Genomic DNA, 16819 nt, shown 5'->3' with positions numbered 1-16819 from the left:
CCGGGCGGAATCAGCCGAGGAGCACGCTCGCGTGAAGCCCGCCCGTGGCGAAGCCAAGGCTGCGGGCCATCGCGAGTGCTCCGGTGTTGCTCACATCTGCCTTCCATTGCAGGGTCAGTCCGGCAGCAAGTGCTTCGTGGGCGGCGATCGAAGCAGCCAACCTTCCGATTCCGCGCCTGCGCCACGGGGGAGCCACCAGCACTCCCATGTTGGCCAGGATTCCCTCCCACTCGGAGTAGGCGCCGCAGGCCACAGGGGTGGGTTGCTCCTCTTCCGGATGCATGATGGTGAAGCGGTGCTCCAGGTTTTGGAGTCCCACTTCATTCACATCGTCGGGAGGGCATAGACCTTCCAGGCTGATGGCCTCGGGATTGCCGTGGGAAACCGTGAGGTCTTCGGACGGCTGCTGCAGGGGAAGATCATCTGCGAAGAACAGGGCCGACGAGCCAAGTCCGTGCCCACCGTGCGACCGCGTCAGCGTCAACAATGTCACGTGCTGGGCCAACTCGGTATCGGGGATTCCCTCCGCCGCGTCCATTGCCCACTGCGGACCCACCAGGGCCGACACGCCGAACAGCCGCAGGAACACCAGCGCCCGGGCTGATTCGTCAACGCGGATGATCCTGGCGTCGGGGTCGCCCGGAGCAGTCCCTTCAGGGGCGAGTGCGGCAGCGACGCCGGCGAAAGCGTCGTCGTCGAGCCCCAAATGGCGAGCCCACGCCAGCTGGATGATTGCAGCGGACGTGGGCTCCAGAGTCATGGATTCAGCCTAGCCGAACAGGACCGATGCTTCGTCGTAGCGGTGCTGCGGCACGGTCTTGAGCTTGCCGAGGGCTTCCTCGAAGCCCACATGCGAGATATCCGTGCCCTTGAGGGCAACCATGGTGCCCCAGCGGCCTTCGACCACGGAGTCGATGGCAGCCATGCCGAGCCTGGTAGCCAGGACGCGGTCGTAGGCCGTAGGCACGCCACCGCGTTGGATGTGGCCGAGGATGGTGGCACGGGTTTCAATGCCTGTACGGGCCTCGATCTCGGGGGCCAGCTGGTCGGCGATGCCACCCAGACGGGGGCGGCCGAAAGTATCCAGGCCGCGCTCGGAGTGCGGGGATTCCATGTGGTCCGGGACGAAGCCCTCCGCCACAACCACCAAAGGGGCGCGGCCACGGTCGTGGGCTTCCTGTACCCACTCCGTGATCTGTTCGATGCTGGCTTTCTGCTCCGGAATCAGGATCGCGTGGGCGCCCGCTGCCATGCCCGCGTGGAGGGCAATCCAGCCAACGTGCCGTCCCATGACCTCCGCGATCATGCAGCGGTGGTGCGACTCGCCAGTGGTGCGGAGCCGGTCGATGGCTTCGGTCGCGATCTGGACAGCGGTGTCGAAGCCGAAGGTGTAGTCAGTGGCATCGAGGTCGTTGTCCACGGTCTTGGGCACGCCAACGATTTTCAGGCCGGCGTCGGTGAGGCGCTTTGCCGCAGCCAGGGTTCCCTCACCTCCAATGGCGATGATGGCGTCAATGCCCAGACGTTCCATGTGGGCTTTGATGACATCCGGACCGCCGCCGTTTTCGAACGGGTTCGTCCGGGAAGTACCCAGGATGGTTCCACCTTGCTTGGCGATACCGCGGACCATGGTGCGGGGGATGTCTATGACATCGCCTTCAACCACACCGCGCCAGCCGTCGCGGAAGCCGACGAATTCCTGGCCGTGGATGGCAATGCCTTTGAGGACTGCTCCCCGGATCACTGCGTTGAGTCCGGGGCAGTCGCCACCGCTGGTAAGAATGCCAATTTTCATGTTTGCTCACTCATGGCTTGGAGGAATACGTGCAAGAGCGCCACGCTGAGCTCCCCATGATTGTAGACGGGCATGTGGGGTAGGACACAAACGGTTACCTTCGGGCACGGATGTGCGGTGCTGGAAACATGGCCGAAATCAGCGAAAAGCGCCCCGCCGGGCCGGCGGGGCGCTTTATGTTCTGTCCGGGTTCGGCAGGTTTGCCCGAATGGTTACCGGGAGCGTTGGCTGATGAAGGATTCGAGGGCGATCTTGTTGTTCTGGTCCGGAAGGATGAGCCAGCCGAGGATGTACACCACCACTGCCGGCCCGGGGAGCAGGCAGAAGAGCAGGAAGGCCACCCGGACGTAAGCCACATCCACCCTGAGCTTCGCGGCGATGCCTCCGCACACGCCACCCAGCCAGCGTTGTGGTCCCCGCTTCAGGCCGAAGCCCCTGACGATGCTGAAGAACTTGTCCATGGCTACACACTTCCCTGTTGTGGTTGCTTTGTCACGTGGATCGGGTGGATCGGGTGGATCACGGGGCAGGGCTCTTGGATTTCGCGGAGCCCTTACGGGCCGAGAGGAGTCCGCCGACCACCAGTGCGGCCCCGGCTCCGATCATCAGGCCTATCAGCACATAGGTACCGTTCAATGACACCCAGCCAAGAGTGGAGATGATGATCAGTGCCGCCAGGGCCACTACGATCAGCCCCCACACTACGGTTCCGATGCGGGCCTGCCTGGGTTCGTCCTCCTCTTGGTGTTCCACCCGGAAGCTGGGCTCCAAAGGCGGTGTGAGGGGGATCGGCTGGAGACCGGGCTTCGGCAGGGCTTCCGTAGGGCGGGTTTCCTTGGGCAGTGGCTCGGTGGGCTGAGATCCGGGGGTCGTGAAGGGCTCGTTCGTGCTCATGTCAGTTTCCTTCCTTGATGGTCACGTTGCTGAAGGTTCCGTCGATTTCCACTACGAGGTTGGCCCCGGGTTTCCCGGTGTTGTAGAGGGTGCTGTCGTCCTGGAGCCGGCCACCACGGTCTGCGCCGCGTTCGTTGAGGTTGCCGAAAGTCATGTCTGCCTTGACCTCCACGGGAACATCGTCCGGGATGATGACCGTGACATTGCTGGCGGTTGCGTCTACCGGGACCAGGACCTCGGAGATCAGCGGCGGCGTGGTGGTGACATTGCTCAGGTCAACAGTTCCCTTGGCTCCGGTGACGCTGATGCCCTGGCGTGCCTGTTCCAGGCTTGTCGGTGCCCAGTTGACATCGTGGAAGGTCCAGCGATCGCCATTCCGGGGAACTACATTGAAGATTCCGCCAACGATCAGGGCTACGACGGCCAGGAAGCCAAGCAGGCCGGATGTCCGTCCCCGAAGTCCCGCGATCAGGATGCCCAGGCCCAGCACGGCAGCACCGGTTGCCCACACCACGGCGTTGGCGGTGTTGCCCAGATCAATGACGTTGCCGGCGTCGAGCGCCTTCAACGTGCCGCCAGCCAGGAGCGCTGCACCGGCAGACACTGCGACGATGGCCGCGCCGGGTCCCTTGCGTTTGGGTGTGGCCGGTTTTTGTTCCCACCCTTGCGGCGGAGTAGTGCCGTGCGGGGGAGTGGGGCCGAACGGAGGACGCGGACCTGAAGGAGGGGTCGGCCCGGAACCGTAATTGCCCGGACCGTAACTGCCCGGACCGTAAGCTCCGCTGCGTGATCCCGCAGGCGTGCCCGCACCGTAGACAGGTACGCCGGCATTGGTTCCCGTGGCCGGGTAGGAGGCCGGAGCACCGTACGCTGCGGTTCCGCCAGGTGCGGCCGCGTAGTTCTGCGGGCTCATGGGCGTGGCTCCTTTCGACGCTTTGTTCCGCTGGACCAGGAAGTAGATGAGGTAGAAGACACCGCCCATCCAGAAAAGCGTCCAGAACAGGCCGGGAAGCCCGTTCCAGCCCCATCCCCAGAAACCGCGGCCCAGGCTTGGAAGTCCGATGATGACCGTGATCAGAGCACCTGTCATTCCACCCGACCACCGTCCGGCGCCTGCCTCCTGGACGTGGATCCGGCCATCCGGTTCGGGCAGGAGTGCCCACGCGATGCCGTAGAGGAGGACCCCGACACCGGCGAAGAGCGCAAGGACAATGAAGATTCCGCGCACGATCAACGGATCAATGCCGAACCGGTGGGCTACACCACTGGCAACCCCGCCGATCCAACGGTCAGGTCCACGGCGGATGCCCTGGTCCCGGATCCAATCGAAGAAGTTCTGTTGGGGCGCCTGGGGAGCGTCCTCCGCCGGCGCGTAGGTCCCGGCAGCAGGGCCGGTGCCCGCAGACGCTCCGGCAGTGGGCTGGTCCGACGCCCCGGAAGGTGATCCGGAAGCTTCGGTGGAAGCGCTGGAGCCGGACTGCCCGGCGGTGCCGCTGGAGCCGGACGGGCCGGCGGTGCCGGACGTTCCGGGTTCCTCTGGGTTCATGCTGTTCGCGTTCATACTTCGATCCTGCCGCCCGGGCCCACATGCCCTCTACTGGGGGATACCCTGAATGATCCCTGAGAGAGCCCCTGACCCTGCCGGAATCCGGTTCGGGGAACCCTGATCCGTGCTTGGATTGGTACATGAGAACCGCCGTTGAACGCCCCCCGCTGGTCCGCAGCAGCGACCGCATGATCGCGGGCGTCTGCAGCGGCCTGGCGGATCACCTGGGGTGGCCGGTCAAGTTTGTGCGGCTTGGCATGGTGCTGGCCAGTTTTGCCGGCGGGGCAGGTGTGGCGTTCTATGCGTGGCTGTGGACCATGGTTCCCACCGCGGATGAGAACGCCAAGCGCAATGCCCGCCGACCGGCGTCGCCCATTGCTCCTGCCGTGAGCCTGCCGCCTGTGGCCCCTGGAAGCATTGACACCGCCCGGGCGCCAAGGGCGTACGACGCCGGCGCCGCACCGGCGGCTTTCAGCGGACCGGCGGTGGCTGGTGCTCCGGGCGGCGGGTCGGCAGCCACCGGAGCCACAGGTCCCGCCGGAACAGCTCCGGACGCAGGCGCAAACCCGCCCGGAGGTTGGTGGGACGGCAGCGCCCTGGCATCGTGGTTCTCGTTCCGGAAGATTCAGTACGGCAAGGAGATCCTCCTCGGTGCCGCGCTGCTGCTGGTTGCTGCCATTCTGATCGCCCGCCAATTCGGGGTCGACGTCCCCTTGGGCACTCTGATTCCGGCAGCAGCCATCCTCGGTGGTGCGGCGATTGCCTGGATGCAGCTGGATGAAACCCGCAGGGCCGGCCTGGTGGACAAGACGAAGGCCGACCAAGCCGGTGGCTGGGTCCGTCTCGCAGCGGGCCTGGCGCTGGTTGTGGCAGGTGTCCTGGTGATGGTGTCGGGGTCGGGCTCCTGGGAACAGACCTGGCTTGCCCTGCTGGCCTCCGTGGCGGTCCTGGGCGGCGTTGCCTTGGTGTTGCTGCCCTGGGGGCTGAAATTCTGGAAGGACCTCGAAACAGAGCGGGCCGGCCGTGTCCGGGAGACCGAGCGCGCTGAAATCGCCGCCCATCTTCACGACTCAGTGCTCCAGACCCTCGCACTGATCCAGCGGAGGGCGGGATCCGAACAGGACGTGGTCCGCTTGGCACGCGCGCAGGAACGCGAACTCCGGACCTGGCTCTTCAGCGACCCCGCCAAGGAAACGGGCCTCCTGGCTGAACGGATCAAGGCGATCGCAGCCGAAGTGGAGGACTCCCACGGCAATGCGGTGGAAGTGGTCACCGTGGGCGATACCGAAATGACGGAACGGCACGAGGCCCTGGTACAGGCGGCCAGGGAAGCGACGCTCAACGCGGCACGGCACGGTGGCGGGACGGTATCGGTCTACCTTGAGAGCACCGACGGCAACACTGAGATCTTCATCAAGGACCGCGGCCCCGGTTTCAACCTTGACGCTGTGCCCGACGATCGCCTGGGCGTCAAGGAATCAATCATCGGCCGGATGAAACGGCACGGTGGAACCGCGGTCATCAACAGCAGCAGCGACGGCACGGAAGTCCGCTTGGCCCTTCCGTCAGCACCTTCGGAGGCGAATGAGCAGCGGAAAGGTGAAGCTTTTATGAGTGAGGCTCGAAACAGCGAAGTCCGGAACGGAGAAATGAAGCAATGACGATCAATCCTGATGGTGGTCCGGGACGCACTGTGCGGGTGGTGATCGTGGATGACCACACCATTTTCCGCTCCGGGTTGAAGGCCGATCTTGACGCACGCATGGACGTAGTGGGCGAAGCCGGAACGGTGGAGCAGGCCATCGCAGTAATCGCGGAAACGCGCCCCGAGGTAGTGCTCCTGGATGTTCATCTTCCCGGCGGCCTGGGCGGCGGCGGCCGTGAGGYCATCGCCGGTTCGTCCGCCTTGCTGGGTACCACCAGTTTCCTGGCCCTGAGCGTGTCCGACGCCGCGGAGGACGTGGTTTCGGTGATCCGGGCCGGCGCCCGCGGTTACGTCACCAAGACCATTTCCGGCAAGGAAATTTCCGACGCCGTGATCCGGGTTGCCGATGGAGATGCCGTGTTTTCTCCCCGGCTCGCAGGATTCGTGCTGGACGCCTTCGGAACGGCTCCGGCGGACATCGCGGATGATGAACTGGACAAGCTCTCCGCCCGGGAACTCGAAGTCATGCGGCTCATCGCCAGGGGATACAGCTACAAGGAAGTTGCCAAGGAGCTGTTTATCTCCATCAAGACAGTGGAAACGCACGTCTCAGCCGTCCTGCGGAAACTCCAGCTCTCCAGCCGCCATGAACTCACCAAGTGGGCAGCGGAGCGACGCCTCCTCTGACGCTTGCTCACATCCCGCGGGGGATTTCCCAACGCTTGCTCACATCCCAAGCCTTAAACGCAAACGCTCTTCCACCTGTCACGGTGGAAGAGCGTTTGCGTTGGCTGCTTGCTACTTGGCCTTGCCCAGGAATTCCTGGATGCGGCGGACACCTTCAGCGAGGTCGTCGTCGCCCAATGCGTAGGAAAGGCGGACGTAGCCGGAGGGGCCGAACGCCTCGCCCGGAACCACGGCTACTTCGACTTCGTCGAGGATGAGCGCGGCGAGTTCAGCCGAGGTGCTCGGCCGGACCGGGCCGTTCGAGGTTTCGAATTCCTTGCCCAGCAGACCGCGGACGTCCGCGTACACGTAGAAGGCGCCGGTCGGCGTCGGGCATTCAACGCCGTCAATCGCGTTGAGTCCGGCGACGATCGCCTTGCGGCGCCGGTCGAAGGCCACCTTCATTTCGTCGACGGCGGTCAGCGGACCCGTGAGGGCAGCGGCGGCTGCGATCTGCATGATGTTGGAGACGTTGGACGTGGCGTGCGACTGCAGGTTGGTAGCGGCCTTGATGACGTCGGCAGGGCCGATCATCCAGCCGACGCGCCAGCCGGTCATGGCATAGGTCTTGGCAACGCCGTTGAGGATGACCACCTTGTCGCCAAGCTCCGGAGCGGCCGTGGCGATGGAGGTGAACTGGACGCCGTCGTAGGTCAGGTGCTCGTAGATTTCGTCCGTGACGACCCACAGGCCCTTGGATGCCGCCCACTTGCCGATCTCCGCAACCTGCTCCGGGCTGTAGACGGCGCCGGTCGGGTTGGAGGGGGAAACGAACAGGAGGATCTTGGTCTTGTCCGTGACAGCTGCTTCAAGCTGCTCGATGGTCACCAGGTAGCCCTGCTCCGGCCCGGCGAAAACCTCGACGGGCACGCCGCCGGCCAGGCGGATTGCCTCCGGGTAGGTGGTCCAGAACGGGGTGGGGATGATGACTTCGTCGCCCGGATCCACCAGGGTGGCAAAGGTGTTGTACACGGCCTGCTTGCCGCCGTTGGTCACCAGGACCTGGGCGGGATCGACCTTGTAGCCCGAGTCGCGGAGGGTCTTCTCCGCGATGGCCTTCTTCAGCTCCGGAAGCCCGCCCGCTGGGGAATAGCGGTGGTACTTCGGCTGCCCGGCTGCCTCGATGGCTGCCTGGACGATGTAGTCGGGGGTGGGGAAATCCGGTTCGCCGGCACCGAAACCAATCACGGGACGACCCGCGGCCTTCAGTGCCTTGGCCTTGGCGTCAACGGCAAGGGTGGCGGACTCGGCAATGGCTGAGATTCGCTGTGAAATGCGGGCGGCAGTTGTTCCGGCAGACATCTATGTACCGTTCTTCGCAGGCAGCTCGTGGGCTGGATGATGGGATTCGACGTAAACTACCTTATGCTGTTCTGCGGAGCTCCCGCGTGCCCACCTGGCTTTGTGACTGATAATGCTGGTCACAGGCCGAAAAGGGGACAGGGAGGTCCGGAACAAGGCCGGTTCGACTATCGCGAAATTCTTGCGTAGACTGGTTCACCGGTGTTGAAAAGCATCACAGGCTGAAGTGCGGCCTGAAACATGGATTCGATCCATAGGGTAGTGGCGCAATTGGTAGCGCAGCGGTCTCCAAAACCGCAGGTTGCAGGTTCGAGTCCTGTCTGCCCTGCGCAAGCTGTTCCGGCGGAAACGCCGGGGCACGCGCAGCAACCATGGCTCTGATCAGAGTCGGGTCAACGACTTTGCAAGGTGAGTGAGGACCAGGTGACCGAAACAGCTGCCAGCAGCTCGAAGGGCCGTCCCGCCAAGAAAGCCGATCGCGGCTTCTTCGCCCGTATTGCACTCTTCGTACGCCAGATCATCGGCGAGCTGAAGAAGGTCGTTGCACCCACCCGCAAGGAACTGATCAATTACACGCTCGTGGTGCTGGTGTTCGTGGTCATCATGATGGTCATCGTCACCCTTCTGGATCTCGCCTTCGGCACGGGAGTCAGCTGGGTCTTCGGTGGGTCAGGCGCTACGGACCGCTAAGCGGATCTGTCCGCAAACTGTGTGAAATCCCTTGGTTCGCCGGGAATTTTGCGGGGTTTGCGGAATTGAGCCATTTAAATAGGCATGTTAGGCAATGAGGAAGCAGGAGACCAAGTGTCTGAGCAGGAGCTCGAGGTAAACGAGACTGAGCTGGGCGAATCCGCCGAGGACTCAGCCGACGCCACGGCAATTGTCGCGGAAGAGTCCGAGGTCGATTCCGCTGCGCCCGAATCTGCCGACGTCGACTCTGAGGATTCCGAAGAGGACTTCGAGTCCGACGTGGATGAAGAGTCCGATGACGCGTCCGGCGAGGCTGCCGACGTCGAGACCGCGGAAGAGTCCGACGGCGACCAGCTGGCTGCCGCTGCTGCAGCAGCGCCTGCTGATCCCGCGGAGGAGTTCAAGGCCAAGCTGCGCCGCCAGGAGGGTGACTGGTACGTCATCCACTCCTACGCCGGTTACGAAAACCGCGTCAAGGCCAACCTTGAGACCCGCATCCAGACCCTGGACATGGAAGATTACATCTTCGAGATCCAGGTGCCCATGGAAGAGGTCGTCGAGATCAAGAATGCGCAGCGCAAGGTTATCAACCGCGTCCGCATCCCCGGTTACGTCCTGGTCCGCATGGACCTGACCGACGCCTCGTGGGGCGCCGTCCGTCACACCCCCGGTGTTACCGGCTTCGTGGGCAACGCCCACAACCCGGTCCCGCTCCGCCTTGACGAGGTCTTCTCCATGCTCGCCCCGGTCTTCGAAGAAGAGCAGGCAGAGCAGGGCAAGCCGGTCAACAAGCAGAACCAGGCCCCCGTGGCCGTCGACTTCGAGGTCGGCGAGTCGGTCATCGTCAAGGAAGGTCCGTTCGAGACCCTTCCGGCAACGATCTCCGAAATCAAGCCCGAGTCCCAGACCCTGGTGGTTCTGGTCTCGATCTTCGAGCGCGAAACCCCGGTGACGCTCGCATTCAACCAGGTCACCAAGATCTAGCTGATTCCAAAATTTCGCTCCTGTCCTGCCTGCTTAGCAGTTCGGGAGCGGCCGGCCGCCTCGCCATGGCGGCCACCAACCTGGGACGCGCTCCTGTGTCCCAGGAAGCTATTGAGAGAAGGACCCTACATTGGCTCCCAAGAAGAAGGTCACCGGCCTCATCAAGCTGCAGATCCAGGCAGGTGCCGCTAACCCGGCTCCGCCGATCGGTCCTGCACTTGGCCAGCACGGTGTCAACATCATGGAATTCTGCAAGGCGTACAACGCTGCAACGGAATCCCAGCGCGGAAACGTTATCCCGGTTGAAATCACGGTCTACGAGGACCGTTCCTTCACCTTCATCACCAAGACCCCGCCGGCTGCAGAGCTCATCAAGAAGGCTGCAGGCGTCGCCAAGGGTTCGGCTACCCCGCACACCGTCAAGGTTGCCAAGCTGACCCAGGCACAGGTTGAGGAAATTGCTTCCACCAAGATGGAAGACCTGAACGCCAACGACATCAAGGCTGCTGCCCTGATCATCGCCGGCACCGCCCGCTCCATGGGCATCACGGTCGAAGGCTAGAACCCTCGAAGGCCTATCGTGGCCTTCACCCGCCGGGCAACCGGTATCTGAAACATTGAAATGTCGCAGGATCCTTGCCGGATCCCCGACTGTGGCAGGGCCCAGCGCGGTCCGCAGACCACAACTGCACAAGGAGAAACAGCAGCATGGCAAAGCGCAGCAAAGCATATGAGGCAGCCGTAGCCAAGATCGAGGCAGACAAGGTCTACGCCCCGTTCGAGGCCATCACCCTCGCGAAGGACACCAACCCTTCCAAGTTCGACGCAACCGTTGAGGTCGCTTTCCGCCTGGGCGTTGACCCGCGTAAGGCTGACCAGATGGTTCGTGGCACCGTCAACCTGCCCCACGGCACCGGTAAGACCGCCCGCGTCCTCGTTTTCGCAACCGGCGACAAGGCTGAAGCAGCAATCGCTGCCGGCGCCGACTTCGTTGGTTCCGATGACCTGATCGAAAAGATCGCCGGCGGCTGGACCGACTTCGACGCCGCAGTGGCAACCCCTGACCTTATGGGCAAGGTTGGCCGCCTCGGTAAGGTTCTCGGCCCGCGTAACCTCATGCCGAACCCGAAGACCGGCACGGTTACCCCGGACGTCACCAAGGCTGTCAACGACATCAAGGGCGGCAAGATCGACTTCCGCGTCGACAAGCACTCCAACCTTCACTTCATCATCGGCAAGGTGTCCTTCGACGCCACCAAGCTGGCTGAGAACTACGCAGCAGCACTGGAAGAGGTGCTTCGTTTGAAGCCGTCCGCTTCCAAGGGCCGCTACATCCAGAAGGCTACCGTTGCCACCACGTTCGGCCCGGGCATCACCGTTGACCCGAACGTCACCAAGGTTCTCACCGACGCGTAAGCTTCGCGAGCACTGGCTCTGAAAAGGACCGTCCGGCTTTTGCCGGGCGGTCCTTTTTCTGTCGCTGCCTGCATTCGCTTCCAGCCTGTTTTCTTGTCGCCGTCTGTTCCGCGCGGGAGGCGGGCCGTAGGCTGTGGTGCGTGACGTCGTCGAACATTTCAGGGCCTTCCGGATTGACCGTGGAACGGATCCGTGTTCCCACGAGTCCGGACGCCGCAGATGCCCCTGACTTCCAGGCCTTTCACCAACTGAACGTCGTCCATGCCATGGAACTGTGGGGCAACCTGGACCGCTGCGTTACCCTGGCCGAGGCCGTCCTTTTCTGGCAGGGAAATGAATACGAAGAGCGCCAGGTCCATCTGGCCCGCCTCGATGGTGAGGTGGTGGGTTGCGGCACTTTGACGCTGCCCCTGAGTGAAAACACGACGACGGCGGGTGTGGACGTGCTTGTCGACGCGCCCTTCCGGCGCCGTGGCTTTGGATCCCGGATCCTGGCCCTGTTGGAGGAACTGGCCAGTGGCCGCGGGCGGGTTTCGTTCGATGCCTACTGCGGAGAACCCATCGCGCCCGTCGAGGCCGGCGTGGAGTTGTTGGAGGCCAAGTCCGGCTCAGGCGGTGTGCCTTTGGACGCGGCATCCACACGCTTTGCCCTCCGCCACGGTTACTCGTTGGAGCAGGTCGAAACGAACAGCACACTTGCCTTTCCCGTTTCCGGGGAATCGCTTGGGGTCCTGGAAGCGGAGGCCTTGAGACGCTCGGCGGGCTACAGCGTCCTGGGCTGGAAGTCGCGTTGCCCGGACCACCTTGTGGGCGCTTTCGCCCGCCTCAAGGGCCTCATGAGCACAGAGGTTCCCATCGCGGGCCTCGGGTGGGAAGGCGAGGTGTGGGACGCTGCCCGGGTCCGCCGGGAGGAAGCCACCTGGCAAGCCAGCGGTGTGGAGTCCGCCGTGTGCGCAGCCCGCCACGACGCTACGGGGGAGCTGGCCGCCTATACGGTCCTGACGCACCGTGAAGAGGCGCCGGCGGTGATCTACCAAGAGGACACCTTGGTGGCTCCCGGGCACCGGGGACACGGTTTAGGGATGCTGGTGAAAACCGGCAACCTTCGCCGCGCACAGGAACTCTGGCCGGACGCCACGTCGGTCATGACATGGAACGCCGTTGAAAACCAGCATATGCTGGCCATAAATATCGCCCTTGGATTCAAGCCGTCCGGCTTTGAAGGCGAATGGCAGAAACGGCTGGGATGACTGTAGACGAGACGGGTACCGTTCAGGTCGGGCAGCTGTGGGTGCCTGACACCCTGGACAGCCCTGAGGCCGCCGATTTCCTGGACGCCGTGGAAGTCGGACGCCGGGTGCGCATGGAAACGTGGGGGAGCGACGACCTCGCCTACACTCCCTTGGAAAAGCTGCTGGAATTTTCCGATCCCTATGAACGCCAGATCATCCTGGTTGCCAAGGTCGAAGGCGCCATCGTCGGTGTCGTGGACATCGCCTTGCCCCTGGCTGACAACATGGACCTGGCCGAATTCACCCTGGACATCCTTCCCGAGTACCAAGGGCAAGGAGTCGGGCGGCAACTGCTGGAGGCCGCCGAACAGCTGGCCCGCGCCGAAGGCCGGACCATGATCCTGGTGGACACCAACCACCCTGCAACGTCCCTGACGGAGGTACCCGAGGACCAGCTGATTCCGGGCAGCGGGGCCGGATTTGTCCCTGTCAGCAGCAGGGAGGTGGACTTCGCCAAGAGAGCCGGCTACACACTCCAGCACATCGAACAGTTCAGCTCCTGCATCCTTCCCCTGGACTCCCAGCTCGTAGCTGACCTCCAGCTGGAAGCGGAGGAAGCCAACGGGGGCCGCTATGCCCTCCACCACTGGACGGACCGCTGCCCGGACGCCTGGCTGGATGCTGTTGCCGCGTTGGAAAACGCAGCAGGCGAGGTTGTGCGTGACGATGCCGAGGACGATGCTCCCGAGGTTGAAGCGAGCGGAATGGTTTTCGACACCGCCGTCCTTCGGGAAACTGAAGACGCCGCATTGGCGCAGGGACGGCGCACGGTGGTTACCGCCGTCGAGCATCTTGAGAGCGGCAAGCTGGTGGGCCTGACCACCATCAGTGTCCTGGCCCACCGCCAGGACGTGGTCTTCCAGGACGACACCTTGGTCCTCCAGGAGCACCGCGGAAACAAACTGGGTTTGCTCATCAAAGTGGCCAACATGGAACGGCTCAGCGAGCAGTTTCCGGACGCAAGAGTGATCTACACCTGGAACGCGCCGGAAAACCGTTACCTCCTGACTGTCAACAAGCAGTTGGGGTTCACGACGGCCGGCATCACCGGACTGTGGCAGAAGGAACTGCCTGGCCGGGATAAGGGGCCGACAGTCTCCGAATAGGGGCAACCGCGAGCTGTACTGCCGCGCCCCGATTTGGTTTGCCGCACACTGTCCCGTAACCTTGAAGTACCAAAGACCGTCGGTTGATGGGAATCCACTCTTTCGAGCACAGCTCAATTCTGCAGCCACGCCCCTGAGAACAAAGTGAATTCCTTGACGAAGGACCCTGAACATAGGGCGGCCGGCGCAGGTGAACGAAGCTAGTCTCCACGGATCGAACCGTGTTGAGCCAAGCCCCGTGCATCTGCGCGGGGCGTTTTTAGTTTTAGCTCTCGTGAGCGGGGACCCGGAAGACCGGCTTTATTCCCCGGAAGGAGGGTTATGACAACGCCTAGCAAGGTTTCCGCAGTTGCGGAGATCACCAACGATTTCAAGGAATCGAACGCGGCTGTCCTGACCGAATACCGCGGGCTCACTGTTGCACAGCTCAAGGAACTGCGTGTTGCGCTCGGCCAGGACACCAAGTTCTCGGTCGTCAAGAACACCCTGAGCGCCATTGCAGCCAAGGAAGCTGGAGTTGAAGCATTCAACGATCAGCTTGCCGGCCCCACTGCAATCGCCTTCATCAAGGGTGACGCTGTTGCTGCTGCCAAGAGCCTGACGGACTTTGCCAAGGCCAACAAGCAGCTGGTTATCAAGACCGGCGTCTTCGAAGGCAAGGCATTGGACGCAGCAGGAGTTGCCGCACTGGCAGCCCTGGAGTCCCGCGAACTGCAGCTTGCACGCGTTGCTGGTGTCCTCAAGGCTCCCGCATCTGCTGCTGCACGCATCATCGACGCTCTGCGCCTCAAGCTTGAAGAAGAGGGCGGCGCACCTGCACCGGCCGCTGATGAAGCCCCGGCCGAAGAGGCTGCTGCTGAAGAGGTTGCGGCTCCGGCCGAAGCCGCTGAAGCTGCAACCGAAGAGAACTAAGTTCTCCCCCCAAACAAACTCTGGTGTATGGATCGGCATCGTCCGGACCTGCACCAACTAATGGAAGGACGCCACCATGGCGAAGCTCAGCAACGAAGAGCTCATTGAAGCTTTCAAGGAACTGACCATCATCGAGCTCTCCGAGTTCGTCAAGCTCTTCGAAGAGACCTTCGAAGTTACGGCTGCTGCTGTTGCAGTTGCTGGCCCCGCTGCCGGCGGTGCTGCTGAAGCTGCTGAAGAGAAGACTGACTTCGACGTCATCCTCGAAGCTGCTGGCGACAAGAAGATCGCAGTGATCAAGGAAGTTCGCGCCATCACCTCCCTCGGCCTCAAGGAAGCCAAGGACCTGGTTGACAGCGCACCGAAGGCTGTTCTCGAAGGCGCCAACAAGGAAGCCGCAGAGAAGGCAAAGGCTCAGCTCGAAGAAGCTGGCGCAACGGTTACCCTCAAGTAACTCGTTTTGCTTTGGAAGCCCCGTCCGGTTCGCCGGGCGGGGCTTCCTGCGTTAAACAGCAACGCGGGGTCACTTATGGCCCATCCCAAGGGGATTTACCGGCCAAAAGTGACCCCGCGTTGCTTTAAGAAGGTTCGCTGATGTCCGCTACGACGGCGCCCAGGGCTGAGGTCAGCGCGTCGGCGTCAACAAAAGCGCTGCGGCCGTGTGCCCCGGCTCCCATGGAGATGCGCCGCCCCGTAATCGTGGCATCGGCGTACACGGGCCATGCCGTGGTGCTGCCCAGGGGAGTGATGGTTCCGCGTTCATAGCCGGTGGCGTCCAACGCCACCTCCGCGGGTGGGAGTGACAACTTGTTGACGCCCACCAGCGCGCGCAGCTTGGGCCAGGAGATCTGGCGGTCCCCGGGAATCAAAGCGAAGAGGAAGCTGCCGTCCCGGTGCTTGACCACCAGGGACTTCACAATGTCCGCCGGCCTGATCCCCAGGATGGTGGCGGCCTCTTCCAGGCTGCGCGCTGCGGGACGTTCGACGACGTCGACGTCCAGTCCGCGGGCGGCGGCGTCGGCAAGGAACCGCTCCGCACCCTCAGTCTCAATGCCGCCCATCAGTCGCGGTACAGCAGTAGTGCTTCGCCCTGGCCGCCTCCGCCGCACAGGGAAACCGCGGCTTTGCCGGTTCCCCGGCGCTTGAGTTCATGGGCAGCATGCAGGGCAAGCCGAGCGCCGGACGCTCCGATCGGATGGCCCAAAGCGATGGCTCCTCCGTGGATGTTGCACTTCTCCAGGGGATAGCGCAGGTCCTTGAGGGACTGCACCGCCACCGACCCGAATGCCTCGTTGATTTCAATGAAGTCGAGGTCTTCGGCCGTCCACCCGGCACGCTTCAACGCCTGGGCGATCGCATTCGACGGCTGGGAGTGCAGCGAGTTGTCAGGCCCGGCAACCTGCCCAGGCTTGCCGACAACGGCGAGGTATTCCAGCCCGTTGTCCCGGGCGAAGCGGCGACTGGTCAGCACGAGTGCGGAGGCGCCGTCGGACAGGGGAGAGGAGTTACCCGCCGTGATGGTGCCGTCCGTCGCAAAGGCAGCCCGCAGTGGGGCGAGGGTTTCCACCGTGGTGTTGGGGCGGACACCCTCGTCCGTGGTGAGGACCAGTGGATCGCCTTTTCGCTGTTTGACCTTCACGGGAGCAATTTCGACGTCGAAGATTCCGTCCGCGATCGCAGCCGCGGCACGCTGGTGCGAAGCCGCCGCGACCTCATCCTGGGCCTTGCGGTCTATGCCCAGGGTGACGTTCTTGGTTTCCGTGGACAGACCCATGGATTGCCCGTCGAAAGCGTCGGTGAGGCCGTCGTGGGCGGCAACATCCAATGCCTGGATGGAGCCATACGTCCAGCCCTGGCGGGAACCGGGGAGGAGGTGCGGGGCCCTTGTCATGGACTCCTGGCCGCCCGCGACCACCACGGTGGCATCGCCGCTGCGGATCATGCGCGCGGCATCAATGACTGCTGTCAGACCCGAGAGGCACACCTTGTTGATGGTCACGGCCGGGATGTTCCAGCCCACGCCGGCCGCGATTGCGCTTTGGCGGGCCGGATTCTGTCCGGCACCGGCCTGGAGGACCTGGCCCATGATGACGGCGTCAACCTGTTCGGGCTTTACGCCGCTCGCCGCCAGTGCGGCGCCGATGGCGTGCGCGCCGAGTTCGACGGCGGTGAAGCCCGCCAATTGTCCGTTGAGGCGACCCTGCGGGGTGCGGGAAGCGGCGAGGATGACAACGTCATTGTCGTCAGCGGAGTTGCTCATGGTCTCTCTTCCGGTCCGGGAATGGTGTAGCAAGGCTATCGCGGTGTTTGTGACTAACCGTTAAACGATCCTGCCCGCCCGCGCATTCCGGGTGGCCGGGACTTCCTTCATTCGGTGCCTGCGGCAACGGTGCTTGCAATCACGGACGATCTGGGGTAGACAGGAAGGCTGCTTTGCCGTATTGTAGATATTTGCGTCTTCCCTGTTAACCTTCAGCCTTCATATAGCGGTGGGCTTTACCTCTCAGCTGC

Annotated in this window: 18 protein-coding genes and 1 tRNA gene; 11 read left to right on the top strand and 8 right to left on the bottom strand. The window is 63.3% G+C overall.

Features of this window, described 5'->3' with window-relative positions; genetic code table 11:
• Nucleotides 1-10: 10 nt before the first annotated feature.
• From AB4Y81_RS02425 to AB4Y81_RS02405, 5 genes are all read right to left on the bottom strand, one after another.
• Nucleotides 11-760, bottom strand: a complete 750-nt coding sequence (locus AB4Y81_RS02425) for a GNAT family N-acetyltransferase (protein WP_441995051.1) — start codon at nt 758-760, stop codon at nt 11-13.
• A 9-nt stretch (nt 761-769) separates the two neighbouring features.
• Complete coding sequence (locus tag AB4Y81_RS02420; RefSeq protein ID WP_018776708.1) at nt 770-1795, bottom strand: 6-phosphofructokinase; 1026 nt, start codon at nt 1793-1795, stop codon at nt 770-772.
• Nucleotides 1796-2007: 212 nt separating this feature from the next.
• The gene (locus AB4Y81_RS02415) at nt 2008-2256 is read right to left on the bottom strand and encodes a PspC domain-containing protein (RefSeq protein ID WP_018776707.1); all 249 of its coding nucleotides are present in this window, start codon (nt 2254-2256) and stop codon (nt 2008-2010) included.
• Nucleotides 2257-2314: 58 nt separating this feature from the next.
• On the bottom strand, nt 2315-2689 hold the full coding sequence (locus AB4Y81_RS02410; RefSeq protein WP_055971654.1) for a hypothetical protein: 375 nt from the start codon (nt 2687-2689) through the stop codon (nt 2315-2317).
• Between the two features lies 1 nt (nt 2690).
• A complete protein-coding gene (locus AB4Y81_RS02405; protein ID WP_441995048.1) occupies nt 2691-4250 on the bottom strand; it encodes a PspC domain-containing protein in 1560 nt (519 codons plus the stop codon).
• 125 nt (nt 4251-4375) lie between these two features.
• On the opposite strand from AB4Y81_RS02405, the gene AB4Y81_RS02400 reads away from it, so the two are divergent.
• A complete protein-coding gene (locus AB4Y81_RS02400) occupies nt 4376-5896 on the top strand; it encodes an ATP-binding protein (protein WP_441995046.1) in 1521 nt (506 codons plus the stop codon).
• Complete coding sequence (locus AB4Y81_RS02395) at nt 5893-6567, top strand: LuxR C-terminal-related transcriptional regulator (RefSeq protein ID WP_441995045.1); 675 nt, start codon at nt 5893-5895, stop codon at nt 6565-6567. The genes AB4Y81_RS02400 and AB4Y81_RS02395 overlap by 4 nt, the downstream gene beginning before the upstream one ends.
• Before the next feature lie 111 nt (nt 6568-6678).
• Here the strand turns inward: AB4Y81_RS02395 and AB4Y81_RS02390 are convergent, their stop codons facing one another.
• The gene (locus tag AB4Y81_RS02390; protein WP_039242412.1) at nt 6679-7908 is read right to left on the bottom strand and encodes a pyridoxal phosphate-dependent aminotransferase; all 1230 of its coding nucleotides are present in this window, start codon (nt 7906-7908) and stop codon (nt 6679-6681) included.
• 255 nt (nt 7909-8163) lie between these two features.
• On the opposite strand from AB4Y81_RS02390, the gene AB4Y81_RS02385 reads away from it, so the two are divergent.
• The 9 genes from AB4Y81_RS02385 (at nt 8164) to rplL (ending at nt 14762) form a co-directional block, all read left to right on the top strand.
• Nucleotides 8164-8236 (top strand) — tRNA-Trp (locus AB4Y81_RS02385).
• Between the two features lie 80 nt (nt 8237-8316).
• Nucleotides 8317-8598 carry a preprotein translocase subunit SecE gene (gene secE / locus AB4Y81_RS02380; protein WP_026267011.1) on the top strand — a complete coding sequence of 94 codons (282 nt, stop codon included), beginning with the start codon at nt 8317-8319 and terminating at the stop codon, nt 8596-8598.
• Nucleotides 8599-8712: 114 nt separating this feature from the next.
• Entirely contained in the window at nt 8713-9582 is an 870-nt protein-coding gene (nusG, locus tag AB4Y81_RS02375; protein WP_018776700.1) for a transcription termination/antitermination protein NusG, read from the top strand.
• Nucleotides 9583-9712: 130 nt separating this feature from the next.
• Nucleotides 9713-10144, top strand: a complete 432-nt coding sequence (rplK, locus tag AB4Y81_RS02370; RefSeq protein ID WP_011775609.1) for a 50S ribosomal protein L11 — start codon at nt 9713-9715, stop codon at nt 10142-10144.
• Between the two features lie 146 nt (nt 10145-10290).
• Nucleotides 10291-10998, top strand: a complete 708-nt coding sequence (gene rplA, locus AB4Y81_RS02365; protein WP_018776699.1) for a 50S ribosomal protein L1 — start codon at nt 10291-10293, stop codon at nt 10996-10998.
• Nucleotides 10999-11138: 140 nt separating this feature from the next.
• Nucleotides 11139-12248, top strand: a complete 1110-nt coding sequence (locus tag AB4Y81_RS02360) for a GNAT family N-acetyltransferase (RefSeq protein ID WP_441995041.1) — start codon at nt 11139-11141, stop codon at nt 12246-12248.
• On the top strand, nt 12227-13396 hold the full coding sequence (locus tag AB4Y81_RS02355) for a GNAT family N-acetyltransferase (RefSeq protein WP_079580749.1): 1170 nt from the start codon (nt 12227-12229) through the stop codon (nt 13394-13396). Before AB4Y81_RS02360 ends, AB4Y81_RS02355 begins: the two co-directional genes overlap by 22 nt.
• Nucleotides 13397-13717: 321 nt before the next feature.
• Nucleotides 13718-14308 (top strand): 50S ribosomal protein L10, encoded by a 591-nt coding sequence (rplJ, locus tag AB4Y81_RS02350; protein ID WP_018776696.1) that lies wholly within the window; start codon nt 13718-13720, stop codon nt 14306-14308.
• Nucleotides 14309-14384: 76 nt separating this feature from the next.
• Nucleotides 14385-14762, top strand: a complete 378-nt coding sequence (gene rplL / locus AB4Y81_RS02345) for a 50S ribosomal protein L7/L12 (protein WP_018776695.1) — start codon at nt 14385-14387, stop codon at nt 14760-14762.
• Between the two features lie 124 nt (nt 14763-14886).
• On the opposite strand, the gene AB4Y81_RS02340 is transcribed toward rplL, so the two are convergent.
• Both AB4Y81_RS02340 and AB4Y81_RS02335 read right to left on the bottom strand, forming a co-directional pair.
• Nucleotides 14887-15369 (bottom strand): aminoacyl-tRNA deacylase, encoded by a 483-nt coding sequence (locus AB4Y81_RS02340; protein WP_018776694.1) that lies wholly within the window; start codon nt 15367-15369, stop codon nt 14887-14889.
• A complete protein-coding gene (locus AB4Y81_RS02335; protein ID WP_018776693.1) occupies nt 15369-16568 on the bottom strand; it encodes an acetyl-CoA C-acetyltransferase in 1200 nt (399 codons plus the stop codon). Before AB4Y81_RS02335 ends, AB4Y81_RS02340 begins: the two co-directional genes overlap by 1 nt.
• Nucleotides 16569-16819: the final 251 nt, after the last annotated feature.

The organism is Paenarthrobacter sp. TAF1 (assembly GCF_052113825.1).
GTDB lineage: Bacteria > Actinomycetota > Actinomycetes > Actinomycetales > Micrococcaceae > Arthrobacter > Arthrobacter nicotinovorans.
Note: the sequence above shows the minus strand (reverse complement) of the source record. Positions and strands in the feature narration are given on the sequence as shown.